This window comes from Paenibacillus sp. AK002 (assembly GCF_053903045.1).
Map to the genome: position 1 here is coordinate 6,299,350 of NZ_CP096377.1, position 23,151 is coordinate 6,322,500.

Below are 23,151 nucleotides of genomic sequence, written 5' to 3' on the forward strand. Positions count from 1 at the left end.
CATACTTCAAGATGATAGCACACCTTTTACAAGGCAGACAACCGACTGCGCGGCGATTCCTTCGCCCCTGCCGGTAAACCCGAGCTGCTCGGTGGTGGTCGCCTTCACGTTCACTTGATCCACCTCGGCATCCAGCGCTTTGGCGATCACTTCCGCCATTTGCGGAATGTATGGCGCCATCTTCGGCTTCTGGGCAATAATCGTGGAATCGATGTTACCCAGTCTATACCCGCGTTCCTTCGCCATGACCCATACCTGTTCCAAAAGCTTCAGGCTGTCAGCGTCTTTAAAGGCAGGATCGTTATCGGGAAAATGGCGTCCGATGTCGCCAAGCCCCAGCGCCCCCAGGATCGCGTCCGTCACGGCGTGCAGCAGCACGTCGGCGTCGGAGTGCCCAAGCAGACCTTTGTCATGCGGAATCGTGACACCTCCGATGATGCACGGCCTTCCTTCTACGAGCTGATGTACGTCAAACCCTTGTCCTACTCGAATCATTCCATGTCCTCTCCCTTACGTTTCTGTAAAAAAGCCGCATATTCCAGATCCTCCGGCGTGGTGATTTTGATGTTGCTGTATTTCCCCTCCACCACGGTGACCGGATGCCCTGCCTGCTCCATCAGCATGGCGTCATCGGTGCCGGCAAATCCCTCCTTCGCCGCAGCTTCATGCGCGGACAGCAGGTCGGAAAGACGAAAAGCCTGTGGGGTCTGGACGGCCCACAGACTTTGACGGTCCGGGGTGCCTGTAATCAGCCCCTCACCGTTCACCTGCTTAATCGTATCCTTCACGGGAACCCCGAGTACCGAGGCGCCTTCGCGGATCGCCGCATCGCGGCAGGCTTCAATTTCCTCTTGCGTTACGAACGGCCTTACGCCGTCATGTATCATTACCCATTCTGAAGAGATTTGCTTGATGCCTTGATATACGGACTGTTGTCTCTCGCTTCCGCCCGGGATTACGGCAGACACCTTATCCAAACCATATTCCTGCACCCAGAACTGACAGCGAGAAACATCATCCATCCCCGTTACAAGCACAATTTCCTGCAGCCATGGTATCCGGCTGAATGCTTCAAGCGTATGAACGATAATGGGCTTACCGTCCAGAACCAAGTACTGCTTGCTCTCCCGGGTGCCCATCCTCGTTCCTTTTCCCGCCGCTACGATGACGGCGCCGAAGTTACTCATCACACACCAAACTCCTGTCTCACCCAAAACGCCACAAAAGGACGAATACCGGATATGTATATCCCCATCATACCCCTTTACTGGGCTTTTTCCAACAGTTTTGGTTTCGCGAAGATCATCCGGCCCGCCGAGGTTTGCAGTACGCTGGTAACGAGCACCTCCATCATCGTGCCGATATACTCGCGTCCGCCCTCCACTACGATCATCGTGCCGTCATCCAGATATGCGACGCCCTGACCATGCTCTTTGCCATCCTTGATAATCTGCACCAGAATTTCTTCTCCTGGCAGAACCACCGGCTTCACCGCGTTGGCCAGGTCGTTAATGTTCAACACCGACACGCCCTGCAGCTCGCAAACCTTGTTCAAGTTGAAATCATTCGTGACCACTTTGCCTTGAAGCACTTTGGCGAGTTTCACCAGCTTGCTGTCCACTTCGGATATCTCCTCAAAGTCGCCTTCGTAGATAAGCACCTTAACATCCAGTTCCTTCTGGATTTTGTTCAAGATATCAAGCCCGCGCCGGCCGCGATTTCGCTTTAGAAGATCCGAGGAATCCGCAATATGCTGAAGCTCCTCCAGAACGAATTCGGGAATGACAATCGTTCCTTCAATAAATCCGGTTTTGCAAATATCTGCGATCCTGCCATCAATAATGACGCTTGTATCCAGAATTTTATGTTCCTCCACGCGCCGACCTTCCGGTTCGGCGGTTTGGCTCCACTTCCCCGACATCCATAGGGAAGCCAGTTCATCCTTCTTCTCCAATCCAATGCGTAAACCGATGTAGCCGCCGAGCAGCGTGATGCCGACCTGCAGCAGCTGCCCCGCTTGTCCGAGCAAGGATAACCCCGGTGAGAGCAATAAAGACAGCAGCAAGCCGCTTAACAATCCTGCCGTTCCCGCCGCCAGCTCATTCATCGGAATCCGAGAGAACGAAGAGATCAGGCTGTGCAGCCATCTCGTTACCCGATCCGCCGACAGCACGCCGATCATGCCAAACAATAATCCTCCAAGCACCGCGAAGGCTCCGCTTCCCGCTGCAAATATTCCTTGTCCAAACATAGGCGAGAGCCCTGAGAAAGACCGTTCCATTGTATGATATAACGTATACCCGCCCCATGCTCCGCATAATACCGTAAATGCTAAGATAGCTTTTTTTAACATGAGCTTCCGCACACCTCCTTTTTATACCTGATAATCTTGGCTTCTATTTCCAGTATGGTCCAATTTGCAAAGTCGTAATCGTGCCGATTGAAGTTTTTCTTATAAAGTTTCCGGATGCGATGACCTGCCTGTTTTTACCTACACCCATCAGGCTTTGACGTGTGCTGACATCGACCTCACAACTGGAATTGACCGCCTTTACACGCCTGAAACTGGTTGAAATCGGCTGAAGTAGTGGAATATAATGAACTCAATTCATAATATCGAGGTGGATGTATAAATGAGCGCTCCTAGTTTACAGGCTTTTCAGGACCAAGTTTCCGAATTGTTGCTCCGTCACCGCAGTCTCTTGGATGTTCTGTCTAAAAATGGTCAAAGCAATGCTTCAGTCAACCGGGCCGTCACAAAGGCCATCACAGAATGCGGATGCATCGAGCTCCACGCCACGAAGCAAACCTTCGATATCGGCGCTGATCTCGAATCAGCCCGGGAATTGGCAGGCACGCACGTCGAAGGCCATCTGTGCGAGAATTGCCGCGAAGCGGTAAGCACCGAGCTTGGCCGCAACCTATTTTATATGTCTGCCCTTGCGAATCTTCTGGACATTCAACTGGATGAGGTTGTTGTCAAGGAGTCGCAGAAATGCTCCACATTGGGTCTCTTCAACCTGTCGTAAAGCCGCTTACATACCAAAACGGACCTTAACGGCAAGGTGCTCCATGCATACAAAAAAAGCATTTATCTCGCTGCTCTTCGCAGGGAAATAAATGCTTTTTATTTGGATATATGTCCTTGCATCCGTTTATCGGTCCGAAGACTGATAGGCTTCATCGGAATTGCGGTCATCTTTTTTGCGACGGTTTTTACGGTTCAGCCTGCGGAAATTCTGCTTCAAGCCGTAACCAGCATACAACACCAAAGGCACGAAGATCAGCATGGAAGTCTGCTCCGGAAAGAACACGGCTACCATCACGGCGCCAATGATGACCAAAGGCGTAAATTTAATCGCGGTTTTCGGAATGCCGATCTTTTTGAAATTCGGGTACTTGACTGAGCTAACCATAAGGTAAGAAAGCAATAATACGGCAAAAATCATATAAGGTGCTGTAATCTCTTCATGGAACAACGCCAGGGTGGCGAGCACGCCTCCCGCTGCGGGGATCGGCAGGCCGATAAAATATCCCGGGATGCCCGGACGAACATTGAATCTTGCAAGCCGCAGTGCGCCGCACATCGGAAATATGGCGGTCACTGTCCAAGCCAATGCGGTATTAATATCCGTAAACGCTACGGTATACATAATAAGTGCCGGTGCTACGCCAAATGAAATCACATCGGACAAGGAGTCAAGTTCCTTGCCGAATTCGCTTTGGGCATTCAAGGCCCGAGCTACCCGACCATCCAGTCCGTCAAGGAGCATGGCAATGATAATCATAATGGCAGCCATACTCGTTCGACCTTCCGTCGCCAAGATGATACCAATCATTCCGAGAAACAGATTACCTAAAGTAAACATGTTCGGAATTGATTTCGTCATTTTTATATTCACCTCGTTCATGTACGTTCGAACATCGATTGTAGGGCTTTTAGATTTGTCTGTCAATGAATACTTGTTCCTGCAAGCGTTTCAAGCCTTCTTTGATGGTGCGTGCCCGAACCTCGCCGATCCCGTCTACTTCATCCAGCTCATGGATGGAAGCGGTCATAATGCTGGATAAGTCATGGAACTGGTCCACCAGGTTGCGGATGATCACATTCGGAAGACGCGGGATTTTGTTCAAAATCCGGTAACCGCGCGGCAGGATTTCTTCCTCCGAAGCAGCGGCGGAAGCCGGGTATCCAAGAAGCCGTACGATATGATGAATGTCCAGCAGCTCCTCATCCGTTGAACGCTTAAGCGCGAGAATGATCTCGCGGATCTTCTCCTCGCTGTACTCCCGGGCATAGTCTGCATACAGCAGCCAAGCCTCCTCCTCCATATTGCTCACAAGCTCATCCATCTGCATGCTGATCAGTCGGCCTTCGTTACCGAGCTCGTTGATGTAGCGCTTGATCTCCTTCTTGATGCGGAGCACCATCTCCACCCGCTGTATGACGTTCACGACTTCCGGGATGGTTACCAGCTCTTCGAATTCGGATGCCGAGAGGTTGGTCAACGATTGGTTAAGCACCACGCGGTATCGCTCCAGCGTCTGTATGGCCTGATTCGCCTTGGTTAAGATGACGCCGATTTCCTTCAATGCATACCGCAGCGATCCTTGGTACAGCGTAATAATGTTACGGCGCTGCGAGATGGACACAACCAGCTTGCCCGTCTGCTTCGCCACCCGCTCCGCCGTTCTGTGCCGTATTCCTGTCTCGATGGAAGAGATCGAGGAATCCGGGATCAGCTGGGTATTCGCATATAAGATTCGTTTTAAGTCTTCACTCAAGATGATGGCGCCGTCCATCTTAGCGAGCTCGTATAAATAGTTTGGCGAAAAATCGCAGTTAATGGAGAAGCCGCCGTCGACAACTTCCATTACCTCCGGGCTGTAGCCTACAACGATCAGGGCGCCCGTCTTCGCCCGCAGCACGTTCTCCAGTCCGTCGCGAAACGGCGTTCCCGGTGCTACCAGCTTTAGCAAATCATTCATTTTGTCCAGTTGGCTCGTTTCTTTCACCTTCGTATGCCCCCTAATCTAACGCAACCGCTAATGCATCTGCAACGGTGTTGACTCCTATAATTTGTATTCCTTTCGGATGCTTCCATCCCTTCAAACTCTTCTCCGGCATGAGAACGCGCTTAAAACCCAGCTTCTCGGCTTCTCTTACCCTCTGCTCCGCTCTTGAAACGGCGCGAACCTCGCCGGTCAGTCCCACCTCGCCAAAAATAACGTCGTACGGCTTGGTCGGTATGTCGCGGAAGCTGGATGCGATGCTGACCGCTATGGCCAGATCCACCGCAGGTTCATCGAGCTTCACGCCGCCCGCTACGTTCAGGTAGGCGTCTTGGGTTTGCAGGTACATCCCCATCCGTTTCTCCAGCACGGCGATGATCAGGTTCATGCGGTGATGGTCCACCCCTGTGCCCATCCGGCGCGGTGACGGAAAGTGCGTCGTAGAGATGAGCGCCTGCAGTTCTACCAGAACCGGGCGCGTCCCCTCCATGCTTGCAACTACGGTCGAACCCGCTACGCCCAAAGGCCGTTCGGATAAAAAGAGCTCCGATGGATTCCCGACTTCCCGAAGCCCATCCTCACCCATCTCAAAAATGCCAATCTCATTGGTCGAACCGAAACGATTCTTCACCGCGCGAAGCAAGCGGTAAGTATGATGACGCTCTCCCTCAAAATAAAGCACACAATCCACCATGTGTTCCAGCATCCTTGGACCTGCAATGGCGCCTTCTTTTGTCACATGTCCGACAAGAACGGTCGCAATGCCCTTCACCTTCGCCAGCCTCATAAAGCGGGCCGTGCATTCCCGAACCTGGGATACGCTGCCCGGCGCGCTGGTTACCTCAGGCAAGTAAACCGTCTGAATGGAGTCAATGACAACGAAGCCAGGCTGTACGTTCTCAATGGCTTCCTCGATCGATTCCAGATTGGTTTCGCAGAGGACAAACAGCTCCGGGGACAGCGCCCCGAGCCGGTCAGCGCGCAGTTTGGTCTGACGCACGGATTCCTCACCGGAAATGTACAGAACGCGAATGCCGTTCTGGGCCAATCGGTTGGAGGCTTGAAGCAGGAGCGTGGATTTGCCGATGCCGGGATCGCCGCCGACTAGCACGAGCGAGCCCGGGACCAGCCCGCCCCCGAGCACGCGGTTCAATTCCGCGATGCCCGTCTGGATTCTGGGTTCTTTACCGCTTTCTATATTTATGATCGAAAGGGGTTTTTCTTTACTATGAAAAAGAGGGGAATTCATCCCCTGGGTCTTGATTACCGTCTCGGTCTCCTCTACCATGGAATTCCATGATTGGCAGCCCGGACATTTTCCGAACCATTTGGGCGCTTCATAGCCGCATTCGGTACAGAAAAATTTCGTCTTAGTTTTTGCCATGTGAGTCTCCTTTATGTCGCGCATCATTTGTCGGATTCCGTAAAACCCTGCAAATTCAGGCATTACTCAAAGTTTACCATTTCTTATAATTCAACGTAAAGGTTAATTGGAAACTTTACGCTGGATGAGATGGAATTGTTTCAAATTTGAAGGAACCAGGGAGAAAAGGGCGTTAATTTCGCAGAATATTAACTGAAAACCTGTCCATCCGCTTCGCTGCAGGATCGTTCTTACGATCGCTGTTAAAACCAGGAAACTGGAATCGAAATCAAAGTGGTTTCCCGGATTTAAAGGCGACCGCTGTCGCTTCTTCAGAACGATTCCGTCCTCTCCGCTCGGTTGATACATCAGGGGTCTGTTTTCCTAATATGCCATTCATCCATATAACTTCTAAGCATCCATGGATCTGCCCCATACTAAGCCTTCATTTTCCGTTAACATTAAAATCAAAAACCCCGCCGGACTTGGCTCCGGCGGGGCTGTATACCATTCTTATTCCGTTTCGGCCGATGCGGCCGTTACACCTTCACTTTTGTTCACAACCAGTTCGCCGTTCGCTTCATCGATGACAAGCGAGTCGCCCTTGGTCACATTGCCTTTCAGCAGTTCCTCGGAAAGGCGATCCTCGATGTGCTTCTGGATAGCCCGGCGGAGCGGACGGGCACCGAAGGCCGGATCGTATCCTTCCTTCGCTATGAAGGCCTTCGCCTTGTCCGTGAGTTCGAAATGCACCTCGAATTCTTTCAGGCGCTTACGCAGCTCGTCGGACATCAGCGTCACGATTTCGGCAATGTGTTTCTCTTCCAGAGAGTGGAACACGATGATCTCGTCGATCCGGTTCAAGAACTCCGGACGGAAGCTCTTCTTGAGCTCATCCATCACTTTGCCTTTCATGTTGTTATAATCGCGGCCTGCATCCGTCACGGCGGTAAATCCAAGCGTGGAGTTCTTCTTGATCGCTTCCGCCCCGACGTTGGAAGTCAGGATGATCAGCGTATTCCGGAAATCCACCACGCGGCCCTTCGAATCGGTCAGGCGTCCGTCTTCCAGCACTTGAAGCAGGATATTGAACACTTCAGGATGCGCCTTCTCGATTTCATCGAGAAGGACAACGGAATACGGCTTGCGGCGCACTTTCTCGGTCAGCTGACCACCTTCCTCGTAGCCGACGTATCCCGGAGGCGCTCCGACGAGACGCGACGTGGAATGCTTCTCCATGTACTCGGACATGTCGATTCGCACGACCGCATTCTCATCTCCGAACATGGCCTCGGCAAGAGCTCGTGCCAGCTCGGTTTTACCTACCCCGGTAGGGCCCAGGAAGATGAAGGAGCCCATTGGGCGCTTCGGATCCTTCAGTCCTGCGCGTGCCCGGCGAACCGCACGGCTGACGGCTTTGACGGCTTCCTCTTGGCCGATTACGCGGCTGTGAAGAATTTCTTCCAGATTCAGAAGACGCTCTGTCTCTTCTTCCTTCAGTTTATTGACGGGAATACCGGTCCAGTTGGCGACAACGTCGGCAATGTCCTCCGGCGTTACCTCCGAATCGGTACGTCCTTGTTTTTCTTTCCATTGATTCTTCGTGACTTCGAGCTCCTCGCGAAGCTTCTGCTCCGTATCGCGCAGCGCTGCCGCTTTCTCGAATTCCTGGCTTTGGACGGCCGCGTCTTTCTCCTTGCGGATGTCCTCCAGATGCGCTTCCTGATCTTTCAGATTTGGCGGTATGGTATACGTATGAAGACGAACTTTCGAGCCGGCCTCGTCAATCAGGTCAATCGCTTTATCCGGCAGGAAGCGGTCCGTAATGTAGCGGTCGGACAATTTCACGGCCTGTTCAATCGCTTCATCGGTAATTTTCACGCGGTGATGCGCTTCGTAACGGTCACGCAGTCCATACAGGATCTGAATGGCTTCCTCCGGCGACGGTTGATCCACCGTGATCGGTTGGAAGCGGCGCTCGAGTGCAGCGTCTTTTTCAATGTATTTGCGGTATTCGTCCAGCGTGGTTGCCCCGATGCACTGAAGCTCTCCGCGCGCCAATGAAGGCTTAAGGATGTTGGAAGCGTCAATGGCTCCTTCTGCTCCGCCTGCGCCGATCAAGGTATGCAGCTCATCGATGAACAGAATGATGTTGCCGGCTTGACGAATCTCATCCATGATTTTTTTCAGGCGGTCCTCAAACTCGCCGCGGTATTTCGTGCCCGCTACGACTGAGCCCATATCCAGCGTCATCACGCGTTTGTCGCGCAGCGTCTCCGGAATTTCATTGTTAATGATGCGCTGTGCCAAGCCTTCCGCGATCGCCGTCTTACCTACCCCCGGTTCACCGATCAGTACCGGGTTGTTCTTCGTCCGGCGGCTGAGCACCTGAATCACGCGCTCGATTTCTTTGCTGCGGCCAATGACCGGATCCAGATTGCCTTCCTTGGCAATGGCGGTCAGATCCCGAGCGAGACTGTCCAGTGTAGGCGTGCTCACGTTCTGCGGCGTGCCATGATGGCTTGACACCGCTTCGCTGCTGCCCAGCAGCTGCAGCACCTGTTGACGGGCTTTGTTCAGGCTGATGCCCAGGTTGTTAAGCACGCGTGCCGCAACCCCTTCGCCCTCGCGAATCAACCCCAGCAGAATATGCTCGGTTCCCACATAGGTATGGCCAAGCTTACGGGCTTCGTCCATGGAGAGCTCAATCACTTTTTTCGCTCTAGGCGTGTAAGCAATGTTGGTTGGCTGCTCCTGTCCGCGTCCGATTAATGTCTCCACTTCGTCCTGGATTTTCTCAAGACCAAGTCCAAGTCCGATCAGCGCTTTGGCTGCAATGCCGTCTCCCTCACGAATAAGTCCAAGCAGGATATGTTCTGTGCCGATATTGTTGTGACCCAGGCGTACCGCTTCTTCCTGAGCCAATGCAAGCACCTTTTGTGCGCGTTCCGTAAATCTGCCAAACATCATAGTATTGCACCTCCACGTTTCAATTAATATATTGAACCTCGCGGACTTCGGTGTATCGCCGGCTAAGACGTTTATACCGTCATCCAACTGTAAAGCGAGAAATAATAACTAACAACTTCTTAACGGTTGCCCAATGTCTCCCGAATGAGCTTAGCCCTGTACATATCGCGTTCGGAAGGATTCATGCCCTCTCCATAGGTCTTCTGGAGAAATCCCGGCTGCGTCTTCACGTTCAGCTCGTTCATGACCGGAATTTCCGGGCCTTCCAGCAGGCCGAGATCCACGCCTAGCCGAACATCGGACAAGCGCTGAGCCGCTTCCTTGGAATCCATGACCGCTGCATAGGACAGGATGCCGTATGAACGCATGACCCGGTCCGTAATACGGAGCTTGGATTCACTGAGGAGCCGCGCCCTGGCATTCTTCTCATGCTCGATGATCTGCAGGGCCACGCTGTGAAGATTCTCGATGATCTCCGACTCGGTTTGCCCGAGCGTAATCTGATTCGAGATTTGAAACAGGTTGCCTAAAGCTTCGCTGCCCTCGCCGTAAATTCCTCTAACGGTCAAGCCTACCTGGGATACGGCCGAGAGAATCCGATTGATCTGCTGCGTCATGACGAGCGCGGGCAGATGCATCATGACCGAAGCGCGAAGGCCGGTGCCGACATTGGTCGGACAGCTCGTTAGGTAACCGCGTTTGTCATCAAAAGCATAATCGATCTCGGATTCGAAAATATCATCCAGCGCCGTCGCGCGGCTCCATGCCTCCCGAACTTGGAATCCGGGATACAGACACTGTATGCGCAAGTGATCCTCTTCATTGATCATAATGCTGACGGATTCATCTTCGGTAAGGATGACGGCCCCGTTTCGGGATTCATTTGCCAGATTGGGACTGATCAGATGCTTCTCGACGAGAACCTTCTTATCCAGCTCATCAATCTCACTTAATTTAATTACATGCAAATGCCCGAAATCCTGCAAATCCTCCTTATCCTTTAACACATGGGTCAGGCGCTCTAGCACTTCTCCCGACTGCTGATCCGTTGCAAGCAGCGGGAAAGGAAGATGCTGCAGGTTGCGCGCCACCCTCACGCGGGTGCTGATGACAATGTCGGAATCCTGACCGTTCCCGCGCATCCACTCGCTCAGCGCCGAATCGGTAAACCGGAGATTAGACATCACGCATTCCTCCTACTAAAGTGCAAAATGTAACGATCTTATCCCTGAGCAATGTTACGCTCCAGCTCACGGATTTGGTCCCGGATCTCGGCAGCCGCTTCAAATTCCTCCTGAAGGATCCTCATTTGAAGCTCCTTCTTAAGCTCATCGATCCGGCGTTTGATCTGAATCCGGCCGCCGGTACGCTTCGGCACTTTGCCCACATGGGAGGTTCCCCCATGGACTCGCTTGAACAACGGATCCAATCGATCCGAGAAATATTTATAACACGAGCTGCAGCCGAACCGACCAAGCTTGCTGAACTGGGAATACGTCATGCCGCATTCCTCGCATTGCAGCGTCTGAGCCGTTTTCGCACCGGGGGTCTGGCCCTTGCCTGAAGGATCCAGATCCAGCAGGCCTGACAGCAAACTGTGTATAGAAAACCCATTCGACGTGCCGGGGATCAATTCCCCTTTTTCGCGGGCACAAGTTTCACAAAAATGAAACTCCGTTTTCTCCCCGTTCACAATTTTGGTGAAATGAAGTGTCGCCGGCCGTTTACCGCATTCTTGGCATAACATACTCCGATGCCTCCTTACACAGACTCACTTACCTAATAAAGAAATAAGCATCGCCTTCATAATCCTTGCGCGCAGCTCATCCCGATAAGGAAGCTTCACATTCAGGCATTCCCTTGAAACGGCGGCCCGCATCAGGCTGGCCTCCCGCTTCGTCAAAAACCGGGATTCCTCCAGCTGGTAGATCAAGCCTTCCGCTACCGTCTGGTCGATCATGCTGCCGATGGTATGATGAAGGTGCTGCTGGAGTGCAGTATGCTGGGGAAGCTCGATACGCTGGATGCGTATGTATCCGCCCCCGCCGCGCTTGCTCTCGACAAGAAAGCCCTTCTCCAGCGTGAACCGAGTGCTGATCACGTAATTGATCTGGGAAGGAACGCAAGAAAATTGCTCCGCCAAATCATTCCGTTGAATTTCGACGGTTCCTTCCGGACTTTCCTGCAAAATGCTCTTCAGGTATTGTTCGATAATATCAGAGATATTACGCATGGTCTGTTCATCCTCCACTGTTTGAAACGTTAAGACGGATAGTGATCTTACACGTCCGCACAGAGCCTTGCTTATACGTTGATTAACCATAATCAAAATCAGCGAACCTCGTTGACTTTGACTTTCTTTGACTTTAATCTCATTATAGCACATTTTTTCATTTTGCCAAGAGGGTAGTTCTCAAATGTTCGCGCTATGCATGTATTCTTATTGTACCCACTTCTTCAATCGCTTATAGCCCTTTTCCGAAGAACAATTCAACCGAAGTAATAAAAAAAGAAGCAGCCAACGTTCCGGATTAAAACCGGTCTCTCATGGCCACTTCTTCCTGTCGTTTCTATATCTTAAGCATCATAACTTATCAAATAATGCTGTAACTCCGTATTGTAGTACCCGATGCTGTATTCAATGATGCTGCCCGTCTGGTCGTAGGAGGATCTCAACCGCTTCAGTAACGGGGTTCCGGCGCTTACATCCAGCAGCGAGGCAATCTCCTCATTAGCCACGGTCGCCAGGAAACGGTCCCGGAAATTCTCCAGCGTGATTTGACTCTCCTCGATACGTTCATACAAGGAAGGCAGTTCGCTTGAATCGAACTCCTCCCCCATGTCCACCAGGGACGATACGTAATGGGTGTAGTAGATAAACGGGCTCCCGTCCAGCAAATACAGCCGTTCGATCAGCAGGCACCGCTCACCGAATTTCAGGAACAATTCGCTTTCCGGTTCATTGTGCACCCATTCCGTCTTCAGATGGCGCTTCCGGATCTGGTGGCCCTCTTCAACCAAAATCTCGGTAAACAGCTTCCCCTTGGACAGCTTGGAAAAGGACGTATTCCGGGTCACGATCGTTCCCACACCGCTGCGCTTCTCTACATACCCTTCCTGGTACAATTCCTGGATCGCATTGCGAACCGTCATTTTGCTGACGTTAAATTCCTGTTCCAGCTGCGGCTCGGAAGGAATATGGGAACCAAGTGGATATACCCCATGCAGAATCCGATCTTTAATGATCTTCTTGATTTGCAAGTATAATGGACCGTTCTTCCGCGTGATCGACATGCTTCCTCCTACCTTTCCACGTCAGACATATGATGACTCATCGCCTGAAGCACTTCGCGTTCGTTCGCCGTCGGCGTATCTCCCGTTACGGTATGGGCAAGCATCGCCGCCGCTGCGGCAAAATCAACCGTCCGGCCCGGCTCATATCCCTCCGAGATCCCGTGAATCACACCGCTGGCATAGGCATCGCCCGCCCCGATGCGGTCATGGACGGAGAACGTCAACGTTTTGGAAAAATGAAACGCTCCATCCGTGTAAAGATAGCCTTGCAGGGAATGGGTATTGTCCCCGTTGATCTTGCGGTGGGTACCCGACGCAACCGTAATATTATACTTCGCCGCCACCTTCGGAATCAACTCCTGCAGCTGTTCGTGCCGATCCTCCCTGGTTGTTTCCATGCCAAGGATATGGATGGCATCCTTCTCGTTCATGAAGACGATATCCGCCAAAGACAGCATTTCCTCGTAGTGCGGCTTGGCAAAATCGTAGCGGTCCGCGCCCCATAAGGAAGGACGGTAGTTGCAGTCGAACACAACCGTTCCGCCGCTTTGCTTGACCTTGCGAGCCAAGACCTTCATCTGGCCCCGCACGGTGTCGTTCATGGAAAGGGTGATGCCGCAAAAATGGATCATGTCGATCTTTTCTGCAATCGCATCGAAATCGTACATGGCATCCTCCGCGGTATTAAAGCTGCTGCCTAAGCGATCCGTATAGGTCACGCGACCGGGTCTAACGCCAAACCCATTCTCCAGGAAGTACATGCCGACATATTTGCCGCCGCGGCTAATGAGCGATGTGCCGATCCCAAGCTTGCGCAGATATGAGATCGCCGCTTCGCCAAGCGGGTTGTCCGGCAGCGTGCTGACGAGGTAGCCGTCATGGCCAAACCTTGCCACGGCCGACGCGATGTTGACGCCCGTCCCGGAAAAAGAGTAGTTCAGGTGGCTCTCTTGTGCCAAGGAAGCATAGCCGGGTACTTGAAGACGCATCATCACTTCGCCAAATGCAGCGATCGTCTTAGGCATATTGATCAACCAGCGCTTTTAACTTAAGGTGCAGCTCTTGCACATCGCTAATGATCGTATCCCCGCTGGCCGAGTCAATGATCGAGGAGTATACGTGAGGAATGACCTGCTGTACTCCTGCCTCGAACGCGATGCGGACGATGGCTTCGAAATTCTCTTTATCGATCCCGCCCGTCGGCTCTAACGCGAATCCTTCCTCCGCGCATGCCTTCGCTACCGCACGATACTCCTCTTCAAGCTTCAAGCCCTGCATCGGGAAATACTTCAGTGCGTTGCCGCCCATATCGCGTACAAGCGCGATTGCCGATTTTACGGGGACGATGGCTTTGTCCGATCCGGCAGCGCTCACCGGTCCGGTAGATATGTTTACGTAGCCCACTTGTCCCGAAGGGGACACAAGGCTGTTGATCCAGCTTTCTTCACCGTCCAGGTTGGCTCGGGTTGCACCGACCGCCGGAAACACCTGATTGATATGCGTGCCCGGGTAGCTCTTCACGATCTCCGCGACCACCGCCGCTTGACGGTTATCGCCGGCACCCAAGCCGATGGATACGGCATCCTCGATGACGGCTCCGTACTCCTTCATCGCCATGACGGCTTCCTGCGCATTCGGGTAATTTTTCGACAATACGCCGACCAGAACATGCCCTTCCGAAGCTTCGAATATTTCCTTCGCATTCTGAATGCTGCCTGCAAGAACGTTTAATGCCGCGCGGTTTCTGTAAAGACGTTTCTCCATGTTTGCCATCTTAGTTTCCCCCTGCAATCTGCTGTATTCTTGTTATAATGACTCGCAAATCATCGCCGGAAAGCGAGCGAGGATCGATATCAAAATACCCCTGGCGTACGCCGTAATCCCGGGTATACACCGCAATGTCGCCTTCGCGCAGCTGATCGTTCATGGATTTGGCGCTGACCCCGGCCGCCTCCTCATTGACCTTCACGCGTCCCCGGAAGATCGTTCTTCCCGCTTCGTCCTGCACGATCGCAACCTCAATACCCGGCAATTTCGATAAGGACTTCATTTCCTCGAGTGCCGCCTTCTCCAAATCGCTCTTATCTTCCTTCACCATATACTCATCCAGCGCCTGAAGCAATCCAAACGTCGTTTCCTTGCCCACCTTCATGCTCCGCCCAATGCCATGCAGCTGCGCCTTCACCCATTCCACGTATTGGCGCTTGCCGCCTACTATACCGGAGGTCGGACCTTCGATTGCCTTAGAACCGCTGTAAATAGCCAGATCTCCGTACTTCACATACTTCTGGATATCCTCCTCGGCAGCGGCATCCACGATCAGCGGTATTCCATGTGCCTGGGCCACTTCTGCCGCTTCTTCCACCGAAATCATGTTTTTCTGCACGCAGTGATGGGATTTCACGTATAAAATGGCAGCGGTCCGTTCATTTATCGCTTCTGCAATATGCTCCTTACGCCCTTCGTTGGCGTACCCTACCTCTACGACCTTGCCGCCTCCGAGATACACCATCGTTTCAACGGGAGCTCCATACTGCACATTATGCCCCTTGAACAGGATGATCTCGTTCTTGGCAATCGGCTCCTGATGCAGTCGGTCACTGCGCCTGCGATTGCCCTCGGTGACGATACCAGCCACGGATAGAGCGATGCCGCTGGAAGCCGAATTGACGACAACCGCCGCTTCGGAACCGAGAATGCGCGCCATGTAATCGCCTGCTTTATCTACCAGATCCGCGATTTCCACGTAACTCTGTCCACCGATCCGCATGGCTTCCATGACGGTATCCGTCGGTGCCGACACGCCAAGAATGCTCATGCGCCCGCTGGCGTTAACCACGCGTTTCAACCCGTATTTAGCATGTAATGAATGATCCATTGACTACCACTCCTTTGGCTTCGATATATCGGTCCGCGATTCGGGTCTCCCCTTCGGAATCGGTCAAACTCATCGGTCCCTGCCGCACCGCGAACAGCGTCAAATGGGCAGCGTCGCCGACTTGGATTCGGCCCAGCTCCGGACGGCCCAGCCAAGCTGCTGCATGGTCCGTTACCGCAGCGACCACTTCCTGCAAGCCGTATCCTAGATACAGAAACTTACTCATGACATTGGCCAGGCTGTACACCGGACCATGGATGCGATTGCCGCGATAAATATCGGTGCTGATCGTATCCGGCTTAATCCCCTGGGATTTCGCATACTCAGCCACCAGGAACGAGAAGCTCGCCGTACCATGGCCGACATCCAGATGAACGCCGCGGGCAATCGCTTTTGTCAGGGCAGGAATCGGCTTTCCGTCCGAATCGAATAAATTGTTGGCTTTCCCGTTCAAATAATGAGTGATAATGTCATCCTTCTGAAGCAGCTCCAGCACTTCTTCAATCGGAGGAGGTCCTGATCCGATATGAACCATCAGCGGCAGGGACGTTTTCCCGGACAGTTTCCTTGCGAGTCGAAGCGGCTCTACGCCATTGTCCTTCACTACGCTTTTGCTGATTCTTGCCTTGAGCCCGATGATCAGGTCGGGATACGTCAATACCGCTTTTGCTGCCTTCTCAGGATCGATCCATTCCAAACTGGAAAGCTCGTCGATCCGCTGAAGTCCAATATGGGAAATATTCAAAAATGCAAACACATTGGTCTTGGCCCTGGCAACCTCGGCTGCCAATTCTCCAATCGTATCCGCGCCGCAGCTTCCTGCATCGATAATGGTAGCGACCCCTTGCTGAACCCCGATCTCGTCAATGGCATCGCCATAAGGCTCCAGCTTGGCGACCGCATGGACGTGCATATCGATCCAGCCGCTGGACACATATAATCCCGTACCGTCAAAACCGTTGTCACCCGATGCCGTATCCGCATCCGTTATTTCGGTAATGAACCCGTTCTCCATGACAATGTCAAAAGGCTTCTCATCATGCACCGTCTGTACGTTGCGCAAAACAAAACGCTGTTCCAAAATCTTCATCGTTTCACCCCTTCAGCCTTGCCGGACCAGCCTTATATCCTCTTCAGTACCGCCGATTTGCATTGCTTTATCTTAATACCATGGTTATAGCATAGCACAGAACATCCTGAACGTGAATATAACGTTATAATGTTTAAATCAATTTTCGGATTTTATCCTCTATCTCTTGCCTATAAAAACGGAGTCCATGGATGGTTGCACCATACTGCTCAGGTTCTAGTTCTGTATTCCTAGCCGGATTCCTTCTCGCTTCATACCAAAAAAACTGCCTTGGATAGGCAGTTTCTTTGGTCCGTTTATAGTATTAAATCCTCATATCCCTTGATGTTAAACCTCAACCTTCCGATCAACGAGATACACCGTAGCATATAGGATCAAGGCTGCCACAATGACCTCAAAAACAAATGCCCCCCATGCTAACGTATACTGCGCGGCAGACACGGTAAAATCCGCCTCATTCTCGAAGGAAATGGTCGCCATCGGCCCGACCCATGCTGCCTCTTCTCCGAAGAACAGCCGGCTGATCCAGGACAGGACATTATGCAATACAAAGAACACCAGAATGCCGATCCATACGCTGCCTTTCTTCGTGATGCTGTTGGCCACGGCAATGGCAAAAAATATCGTAATCATCAGGAAGATGAATTTCCATGCCGTCAACAGGGCGAGACCAACATAATACATAACAGGATAATCGGAAAAACGGATCATTTCCCATGGGATGCCGGCAGCGTTCCAATAGTACCACAAATGCAGCGCCATCAGTATACACAGCGTCAGTATACTCGCGCACGCCAGAATGAGGGAGGAAACCACGCTCCAGACGGAACGGACGGGGAGCAGACGCCGGTGATATGCCTTGATGTTATAGTCGAAGTTCTTGCTGGTAACAACCAGCAGCAAGACGCTTACCGATCCGTAAGCCAGCATGCTTAAACCAAAACTCAATCCTAGCTCCCAATCCCTTATCGAACCCGTCACCGTGATCGCGATCTGCACGATAAGAAGAATCGCAAAGGCGCCGAGCAGCGTGGTCGAGTTTCTCTTCCAGTCGTATTTCAGCAGTCTCATCATTCCGCATACACCTCTTTAAACATCTCATCCACGCTTTTTCCGTGTTTTAGGCGGATGTTCTCCACTTCGTCATGCATGGCAACCTCGCCGTTGCGAATGAAGATCACTTCATCAAATATCCGTTCGATGTCCCGGACCAGATGGGTCGAAACCATGATGCTGCTGTCCTCGTTGTAGAATTCAACGATGGCATCCAAAATTTTTCCTCGGGCTACGGGATCCACCCCGCCGATGGGTTCATCCAGCATATACAGCTTCGCTTCGCGGGACAATGCGAGCGTTAACTGCAGGCGCTCATTCATCCCTTTGGACAGGGAGCTGATGCGATCATTGGTCTTTAAATTCATGAAGTCCAGCATTCTGTTTGCCTTCTCTACATTAAAATCCTCATAAAAATCCTTGAAGTACGCCACCGCATCCGAGACCTTCATCCAGGATTCCGTCATCGGCCGGTCCGGCATGAAGGACACGCTGGCTTTAGTCTCCAGCCCCACGGGTTTGCCGTTCACGTAAACGGCACCCGCCGTAGGCTGGATCAAACCGGCTGCAATCTTCATCAGCGTGCTCTTGCCGCTGCCGTTGGTACCCAGCAAGCCGATGATTTTGCCTCCGCTGATATCCAGATTGACATCATGCAGCGCTCTGCGTTTACCGGCATACGTTTTGGTCACGCTTCGTACCTGTAACAGATTTTCCACCATGGTCTCACCTCCGCTTTTTGGATCATGGCTGCTTCACAGCATCTTCCACGATCGTAATGATATCCTGATCTTTAAAGCCGAGTTCCTGCATGCCGCGTATAAACCGTTCCAGCAGATCGCCGGCCATTTCTTTTTTGATTTCCATGATTTTCGATTCCTCGCTAGTTACGTATCGGCCCAATCCCCGCCGCGTCTCCACAATACCCTCACGCTCCAATTCCTGAAAAGTTCGCTGCACCGTGTTTGGATTTATTTGAAGCTCACTCGCTAATTCTCGAACCGATGGGATTTTATCACCGGGCAGAAGTTTGCCGATGATGATTTCTTTCTTCAGATACGTCATGATCTGTAAATAGATCGGCAGATTATTGTCAAATTCGATACTCACTGTCGGGTTGCTCCTTTCCGCCGCTCTACCTCGAACTCAGGCTCCTTATGCGACATCCCGTTTTTTAAACGTAACAAAGCCTGTCGCAAGAAACAAGAGGAGATATACAGCGAGCACAATAATTGAGAACGTTAAGCTCATGCCTGGTACCGGGGAGCTTGCGCCTCCGCTGTACAGGGAAAGATCCACGTTGAGGAACAGCAGGTACTTGGACCAGGAATAACGTGCAAGCAGCTGTACCACCATGCTTTCCATAATGACCATGAACATGCCGATACCGATCGCAGGACCGGTGGATCTCGTTAGAATGCCTACCATAAAGGTCAGCGTTACATAAACGATCGTATACACCAGGTTGTTCACCGCTCCAATGAGCACATCGCCTAGCGTAACGGAGCCGACATCCATGCCGAACGTAATTTGTCCTGTCAGCACGGCTACAGCAAACATGAAGGCCACCAGTGTTAAGATGTAAATCAATACGGCCACATATTTCGATGCCAAAATTTTGGTGCGGCTCTGTGCGCGTATAAGCAGCAATTTGATCGTTCCCATGCTGTGTTCCTTCGCTACGGCTCCTGCCGTCACAACAATGGCAAGCAGGGTCAGCACTTGCCCCATTCCCTTGGTGGTTACAGCGATCTGGGCAAATTCGTAGCCGGTGCTGCCGCCATCGGAAAATTTAAAGAGCAAGAACGCCGTGAAGATCACCATTCCAGCCAAAAGCGCATATGGCAAGAAGAAGCTTCGTTTCTTAAACATTTTGAGCCATTCGTTCCAGACGAGATTTCCAAAGCTACGCAATGCGGTTGCCTCCTGTCCATTTCAAGAATTCTTCTTCAAGTGATGATTTTATCTCTTCCACCCGGTAAATCCGTACGCGTGCATCGCACAGTGACTGGATCAGCGTGGGTATATCCTCTTCGTGAAGTTGAAGAGTGATCATCCCCTCCTCCTCTGAGTTATTGATCAGAGTGATGCCTTTGAGATGTTGAACCGTTTGTTCCGCCATGGCCGTATCATTCACGCGGAGGCTTACCGTCGTTAACTCTTCATTCACGACCGTCCCCCCAATTGAGCGCTCGGTAACAAACTTGCCTTCCTGGATGACCACCACGCGGCTGCACATCAGCTCCATCTCCGACAGCAGATGGCTGGATACGAGAATGGCAATTCCCTCATCTCTGGCGATTTGTTTCAAATAATCCCGCATCTCGCGAATACCGGCAGGATCCAGTCCGTTCGTCGGCTCATCGAGAATAAGGATGGACGGATTGTGGAGCAGCGCCTGCGCGATTCCTAATCGTTGGCGCATACCAAGGGAATAAGCACGAACCTTCTTGTGTATGGCGTCCTGCAGCCCGACAAGCTTGACAACCTCCATGATTCTTGTGATTGTCACTCCCTCGGACATTCGCTGGTACTGCCTCAGGTTGTCATAACCGCTCATGTACGGGTAAAATTCCGGATTCTCGATGATGCCCCCGATATGGCGGACGGCTTGAACGAAATCGGACTTGATGCTGTGTCCCTTGACCAGTACATCGCCTTGGCTCATTTCGATCAACCCTACAATCATACGAATGGTTGTTGTTTTGCCTGCGCCGTTCGGTCCAAGCAAACCAACGATTTCGCCACGATGAATGTCAAAGGATAGCTTGTCGACGATGTTCTTCTTTCCAATCGTCTTGGTGACCTGATTGACGGTAAGGACGACGGGCCCTTTCTTGGCATCTTTCCTATTGGTGGAGGCCGATCCACTGATTCCATCAACCCATTCCCCTGAGGCGTTCTCTATATTCGTTGTCATTTTATTTGAATCGTTTCCGCTCATGTATTAGTTCCACTCCTTTTTGTATAGGTGTCATAGTTAAATAGTACACTAGTGGTTTGGTTCTGTAAAGCCTAATTTTTCACTGTGAAGAAACTGAGTCGAGGTATGGGTTGAGCTACAGTACAAAGGGTCGGCAGCTCTATCCAGTGAGTCTCCATCACATACTTGTGCACTCAGGGAGCTGCTGCCCCATGATGGTGATATAAGAGGATTGCGAAAAAGCGAGGGATGAATCTTCGCGAACAAAAAAAGACGATCCTACAGGATCGTCTTTTAGGGCAAGTATTGAGAACGCCTCACTCTTTAGGAGCAATAGGAAAAGACCGCTATCGATCACTCGATAACGGTCTTTATGGTTGTTCGCTTGGCGACGTCCTACTCTCCCGGGACCCTTCGGTCCAAGTACCATCGGCGCTGGAAGGCTTAACGGTCGTGTTCGGTATGGGAACGCGTGGAACCCTTCCGCCATCGCCACCAAACGGTTCAGATGCTTGATCACCTGAAAACTAGATACGAAACGAATTTGCAGCACATTGAAATATATTTTGGATAAGCCCTCGACCGATTAGTATTGGTCAGCTCCATGCATTGCTGCACTTCCACCTCCAACCTATCTACCTCGTCGTCTTCAAGGGGTCTTACATACTGGGAAATCTCATCTTGAGGGGGGCTTCACGCTTAGATGCTTTCAGCGCTTATCCCGTCCGTACGTAGCTACCCAGCCATGCTCCTGGCGGAACAACTGGTGCACCAGCGGTACGTCCATCCCGGTCCTCTCGTACTAAGGACAGCTCCTCTCAAATTTCCTACGCCCACGACAGATAGGGACCGAACTGTCTCACGACGTTCTGAACCCAGCTCGCGTACCGCTTTAATGGGCGAACAGCCCAACCCTTGGGACCTACTTCAGCCCCAGGATGCGATGAGCCGACATCGAGGTGCCAAACCTCCCCGTCGATGTGGACTCTTGGGGGAGATAAGCCTGTTATCCCCAGGGTAGCTTTTATCCGTTGAGCGATGGCCCTTCCATGCGGTACCACCGGATCACTAAGCCCGACTTTCGTCCCTGCTCGACTTGTAGGTCTCGCAGTCAAGCTCCCTTATGCCTTTGCACTCTTCGAATGATTTCCAACCATTCTGAGGGAACCTTGGGGCGCCTCCGTTACTCTTTAGGAGGCGACCGCCCCAGTCAAACTGCCCGCCTGACACTGTCCCCGTACCGGATCACGGTACCAGGTTAGAACCTAGATACGATCAGGGTGGTATCCCAACGTCGCCTCCACACAAGCTGGCGCTCATGCTTCAAAGGCTCCCACCTATCCTGTACAGATCGTACCCAAATCCAATATCAAGCTGCAGTAAAGCTCCATGGGGTCTTTCCGTCTTGTCGCGGGTAACCTGCATCTTCACAGGTATTAAAATTTCACCGGATCTCTCGTTGAGACAGCGCCCAAGTCGTTACGCCATTCGTGCGGGTCAGAATTTACCTGACAAGGAATTTCGCTACCTTAGGACCGTTATAGTTACGGCCGCCGTTTACTGGGGCTTCGGTTCACAGCTTCGGGTTTAACCCCTAACCGCTCCCCTTAACCTTCCAGCACCGGGCAGGCGTCAGCCCGTATACTTCGCCTTACGGCTTCGCACAGACCTGTGTTTTTGCTAAACAGTCGCTTGGGCCTTTTCACTGCGGCCCCCTCGGGCTATTCACCCTACCGAGGCACCCCTTCTCCCGAAGTTACGGGGTCATTTTGCCGAGTTCCTTAACGAGAGTTCTTCCGCGCGCCTTAGAATTCTCTTCTCGCCTACCTGTGTCGGTTTGCGGTACGGGCACCTTCACCTGACTAGAGGCTTTTCTTGGCAGTGTGAGATCATGACCTTCGCTACTGTAATTTTCACTCCCCATCACAGCCCAGCCTTATCGATGTGCGGATTTGCCTACACATCAGCCTCACTGCTTGGACGGACATCCATCAGTCCGCGTCACTACCCTCCTGCGTCACCCCATCGTTCATAACGGTTTACGGTGGTACAGGAATTTCAACCTGTTGTCCTTCGATTACGCCTTTCGGCCTCACCTTAGGTCCCGACTTACCCTGAGCGGACGAGCCTTCCTCAGGAAACCTTGGGCTTTCGGCGGATCAGATTCTCACTGATCTTTTCGTTACTCATACCGGCATTCTCACTTGTATGCTGTCCAGCGCTCCTTACGGTACACCTTCAACCTACATACAACGCTCCCCTACCCCTGATGCAAGCATCAAGCCATAGCTTCGGTGGTGTGTTTAGCCCCGTTACATTTTCGGCGCAGAGTCACTCGACCAGTGAGCTATTACGCACTCTTTAAATGGTGGCTGCTTCTAAGCCAACATCCTGGTTGTCTGTGCAACTCCACATCCTTTCCCACTTAACACACACTTGGGGACCTTAGCTGATGGTCTGGGCTGTTTCCCTTTTGACAATGGATCTTAGCACTCACTGTCTGACTCCCGGATATAAGTCTATGGCATTCGGAGTTTGACTGAGCTTGGTAACCCTTGCGGGCCCCG

The 23,151-nt window shown here is 52.0% G+C and carries 21 protein-coding genes and 2 rRNA genes (1 of these 23 only partly in view); 1 reads left to right on the forward strand and 22 read right to left on the reverse strand.

The window, feature by feature from the left end; translation table 11 throughout:
• Window positions 1–6: 6 nt before the first annotated feature.
• The 3 genes from ispF to M1D70_RS28550 form a co-directional block, all read right to left on the reverse strand.
• Window positions 7–495, reverse strand: coding sequence for a 2-C-methyl-D-erythritol 2,4-cyclodiphosphate synthase (ispF, locus tag M1D70_RS28540; RefSeq protein WP_009591976.1), 489 nt, complete (start codon window positions 493–495; stop codon window positions 7–9).
• A complete protein-coding gene (gene ispD, locus M1D70_RS28545) occupies window positions 492–1,187 on the reverse strand; it encodes a 2-C-methyl-D-erythritol 4-phosphate cytidylyltransferase (protein ID WP_456288537.1) in 696 nt (231 codons plus the stop codon). The genes ispF and ispD overlap by 4 nt, the downstream gene beginning before the upstream one ends.
• A gap of 77 nt (window positions 1,188–1,264) precedes the next feature.
• Window positions 1,265–2,353, reverse strand: coding sequence for a PIN/TRAM domain-containing protein (locus M1D70_RS28550; RefSeq protein ID WP_015737636.1), 1,089 nt, complete (start codon window positions 2,351–2,353; stop codon window positions 1,265–1,267).
• A gap of 280 nt (window positions 2,354–2,633) precedes the next feature.
• Between M1D70_RS28550 and M1D70_RS28555 the strand changes: the two genes are divergently transcribed.
• Window positions 2,634–3,029, forward strand: a complete 396-nt coding sequence (locus tag M1D70_RS28555) for a nucleoside triphosphate pyrophosphohydrolase family protein (RefSeq protein WP_009594665.1) — start codon at window positions 2,634–2,636, stop codon at window positions 3,027–3,029.
• 126 nt (window positions 3,030–3,155) lie between these two features.
• Here the strand turns inward: M1D70_RS28555 and pssA are convergent, their stop codons facing one another.
• The 19 genes from pssA to M1D70_RS28650 form a co-directional block, all read right to left on the reverse strand.
• Window positions 3,156–3,890: a CDP-diacylglycerol--serine O-phosphatidyltransferase gene (pssA, locus tag M1D70_RS28560; RefSeq protein ID WP_228468840.1), complete on the reverse strand. Its 735-nt coding sequence runs from the start codon at window positions 3,888–3,890 to the stop codon at window positions 3,156–3,158.
• Between the two features lie 49 nt (window positions 3,891–3,939).
• On the reverse strand, window positions 3,940–5,016 hold the full coding sequence (gene disA / locus M1D70_RS28565) for a DNA integrity scanning diadenylate cyclase DisA (RefSeq protein ID WP_009594677.1): 1,077 nt from the start codon (window positions 5,014–5,016) through the stop codon (window positions 3,940–3,942).
• Window positions 5,017–5,029: 13 nt separating this feature from the next.
• Window positions 5,030–6,397, reverse strand: coding sequence for a DNA repair protein RadA (gene radA / locus M1D70_RS28570; RefSeq protein ID WP_009594669.1), 1,368 nt, complete (start codon window positions 6,395–6,397; stop codon window positions 5,030–5,032).
• 492 nt (window positions 6,398–6,889) lie between these two features.
• Complete coding sequence (gene clpC, locus M1D70_RS28575) at window positions 6,890–9,346, reverse strand: ATP-dependent protease ATP-binding subunit ClpC (protein ID WP_015737638.1); 2,457 nt, start codon at window positions 9,344–9,346, stop codon at window positions 6,890–6,892.
• A 119-nt stretch (window positions 9,347–9,465) separates the two neighbouring features.
• On the reverse strand, window positions 9,466–10,530 hold the full coding sequence (locus M1D70_RS28580) for a protein arginine kinase (protein WP_009594672.1): 1,065 nt from the start codon (window positions 10,528–10,530) through the stop codon (window positions 9,466–9,468).
• A gap of 38 nt (window positions 10,531–10,568) precedes the next feature.
• Window positions 10,569–11,093, reverse strand: a complete 525-nt coding sequence (locus tag M1D70_RS28585) for a hypothetical protein (protein ID WP_009594667.1) — start codon at window positions 11,091–11,093, stop codon at window positions 10,569–10,571.
• Between the two features lie 24 nt (window positions 11,094–11,117).
• A complete protein-coding gene (locus M1D70_RS28590) occupies window positions 11,118–11,579 on the reverse strand; it encodes a CtsR family transcriptional regulator (RefSeq protein ID WP_009594675.1) in 462 nt (153 codons plus the stop codon).
• A gap of 344 nt (window positions 11,580–11,923) precedes the next feature.
• Window positions 11,924–12,640 (reverse strand): GntR family transcriptional regulator, encoded by a 717-nt coding sequence (locus M1D70_RS28595; RefSeq protein ID WP_009594670.1) that lies wholly within the window; start codon window positions 12,638–12,640, stop codon window positions 11,924–11,926.
• Window positions 12,641–12,648: 8 nt separating this feature from the next.
• Window positions 12,649–13,665, reverse strand: a complete 1,017-nt coding sequence (locus tag M1D70_RS28600) for a PfkB family carbohydrate kinase (protein ID WP_433941558.1) — start codon at window positions 13,663–13,665, stop codon at window positions 12,649–12,651.
• On the reverse strand, window positions 13,658–14,413 hold the full coding sequence (gene dagF / locus M1D70_RS28605; protein WP_009594663.1) for a 2-dehydro-3-deoxy-phosphogluconate aldolase: 756 nt from the start codon (window positions 14,411–14,413) through the stop codon (window positions 13,658–13,660). Before dagF ends, M1D70_RS28600 begins: the two co-directional genes overlap by 8 nt.
• Before the next feature lies 1 nt (window position 14,414).
• Window positions 14,415–15,518: a DgaE family pyridoxal phosphate-dependent ammonia lyase gene (locus tag M1D70_RS28610; RefSeq protein ID WP_456288538.1), complete on the reverse strand. Its 1,104-nt coding sequence runs from the start codon at window positions 15,516–15,518 to the stop codon at window positions 14,415–14,417.
• The gene (locus tag M1D70_RS28615) at window positions 15,496–16,599 is read right to left on the reverse strand and encodes an amidohydrolase/deacetylase family metallohydrolase (protein ID WP_456290510.1); all 1,104 of its coding nucleotides are present in this window, start codon (window positions 16,597–16,599) and stop codon (window positions 15,496–15,498) included. The genes M1D70_RS28610 and M1D70_RS28615 overlap by 23 nt, the downstream gene beginning before the upstream one ends.
• Before the next feature lie 336 nt (window positions 16,600–16,935).
• Window positions 16,936–17,682: a hypothetical protein gene (locus M1D70_RS28620; RefSeq protein ID WP_456288539.1), complete on the reverse strand. Its 747-nt coding sequence runs from the start codon at window positions 17,680–17,682 to the stop codon at window positions 16,936–16,938.
• Complete coding sequence (locus M1D70_RS28625; protein WP_009594668.1) at window positions 17,679–18,383, reverse strand: ABC transporter ATP-binding protein; 705 nt, start codon at window positions 18,381–18,383, stop codon at window positions 17,679–17,681. Before M1D70_RS28625 ends, M1D70_RS28620 begins: the two co-directional genes overlap by 4 nt.
• 22 nt (window positions 18,384–18,405) lie before the next feature.
• On the reverse strand, window positions 18,406–18,771 hold the full coding sequence (locus tag M1D70_RS28630; RefSeq protein ID WP_009594678.1) for a GntR family transcriptional regulator: 366 nt from the start codon (window positions 18,769–18,771) through the stop codon (window positions 18,406–18,408).
• A 45-nt stretch (window positions 18,772–18,816) separates the two neighbouring features.
• Window positions 18,817–19,575 (reverse strand): ABC transporter permease, encoded by a 759-nt coding sequence (locus M1D70_RS28635; protein WP_009594671.1) that lies wholly within the window; start codon window positions 19,573–19,575, stop codon window positions 18,817–18,819.
• A complete protein-coding gene (locus M1D70_RS28640) occupies window positions 19,568–20,605 on the reverse strand; it encodes an ABC transporter ATP-binding protein (protein WP_009594673.1) in 1,038 nt (345 codons plus the stop codon). Before M1D70_RS28640 ends, M1D70_RS28635 begins: the two co-directional genes overlap by 8 nt.
• Before the next feature lie 362 nt (window positions 20,606–20,967).
• Window positions 20,968–21,084 (reverse strand): 5S ribosomal RNA (gene rrf, locus M1D70_RS28645).
• Window positions 21,085–21,150: 66 nt separating this feature from the next.
• Window positions 21,151–23,151, reverse strand: a 23S ribosomal RNA gene (locus M1D70_RS28650); it runs 929 nt beyond the window's last position.

What these genes read in the sequence shown, in the direction of transcription:
- ispF (WP_009591976.1), bottom strand. Translation starts at nt 495, where the DNA reads ATGATTCGAGTAGGACAAGGGTTTGACGTACATCAGCTCGTAGAAGGA.
- ispD (WP_456288537.1), bottom strand. Translation starts at nt 1,187, where the DNA reads ATGAGTAACTTCGGCGCCGTCATCGTAGCGGCGGGAAAAGGAACGAGG.
- M1D70_RS28550 (WP_015737636.1), bottom strand. Translation starts at nt 2,353, where the DNA reads ATGTTAAAAAAAGCTATCTTAGCATTTACGGTATTATGCGGAGCATGG.
- M1D70_RS28555 (WP_009594665.1), top strand. Translation starts at nt 2,634, where the DNA reads ATGAGCGCTCCTAGTTTACAGGCTTTTCAGGACCAAGTTTCCGAATTG.
- pssA (WP_228468840.1), bottom strand. Translation starts at nt 3,890, where the DNA reads ATGACGAAATCAATTCCGAACATGTTTACTTTAGGTAATCTGTTTCTC.
- radA (WP_009594669.1), bottom strand. Translation starts at nt 6,397, where the DNA reads ATGGCAAAAACTAAGACGAAATTTTTCTGTACCGAATGCGGCTATGAA.
- clpC (WP_015737638.1), bottom strand. Translation starts at nt 9,346, where the DNA reads ATGATGTTTGGCAGATTTACGGAACGCGCACAAAAGGTGCTTGCATTG.
- M1D70_RS28580 (WP_009594672.1), bottom strand. Translation starts at nt 10,530, where the DNA reads ATGTCTAATCTCCGGTTTACCGATTCGGCGCTGAGCGAGTGGATGCGC.
- M1D70_RS28585 (WP_009594667.1), bottom strand. Translation starts at nt 11,093, where the DNA reads ATGTTATGCCAAGAATGCGGTAAACGGCCGGCGACACTTCATTTCACC.
- M1D70_RS28590 (WP_009594675.1), bottom strand. Translation starts at nt 11,579, where the DNA reads ATGCGTAATATCTCTGATATTATCGAACAATACCTGAAGAGCATTTTG.
- M1D70_RS28595 (WP_009594670.1), bottom strand. Translation starts at nt 12,640, where the DNA reads ATGTCGATCACGCGGAAGAACGGTCCATTATACTTGCAAATCAAGAAG.
- M1D70_RS28600 (WP_433941558.1), bottom strand. Translation starts at nt 13,665, where the DNA reads ATGCCTAAGACGATCGCTGCATTTGGCGAAGTGATGATGCGTCTTCAA.
- dagF (WP_009594663.1), bottom strand. Translation starts at nt 14,413, where the DNA reads ATGGCAAACATGGAGAAACGTCTTTACAGAAACCGCGCGGCATTAAAC.
- M1D70_RS28610 (WP_456288538.1), bottom strand. Translation starts at nt 15,518, where the DNA reads ATGGATCATTCATTACATGCTAAATACGGGTTGAAACGCGTGGTTAAC.
- M1D70_RS28620 (WP_456288539.1), bottom strand. Translation starts at nt 17,682, where the DNA reads ATGATGAGACTGCTGAAATACGACTGGAAGAGAAACTCGACCACGCTG.
- M1D70_RS28625 (WP_009594668.1), bottom strand. Translation starts at nt 18,383, where the DNA reads ATGGTGGAAAATCTGTTACAGGTACGAAGCGTGACCAAAACGTATGCC.
- M1D70_RS28640 (WP_009594673.1), bottom strand. Translation starts at nt 20,605, where the DNA reads ATGAGCGGAAACGATTCAAATAAAATGACAACGAATATAGAGAACGCC.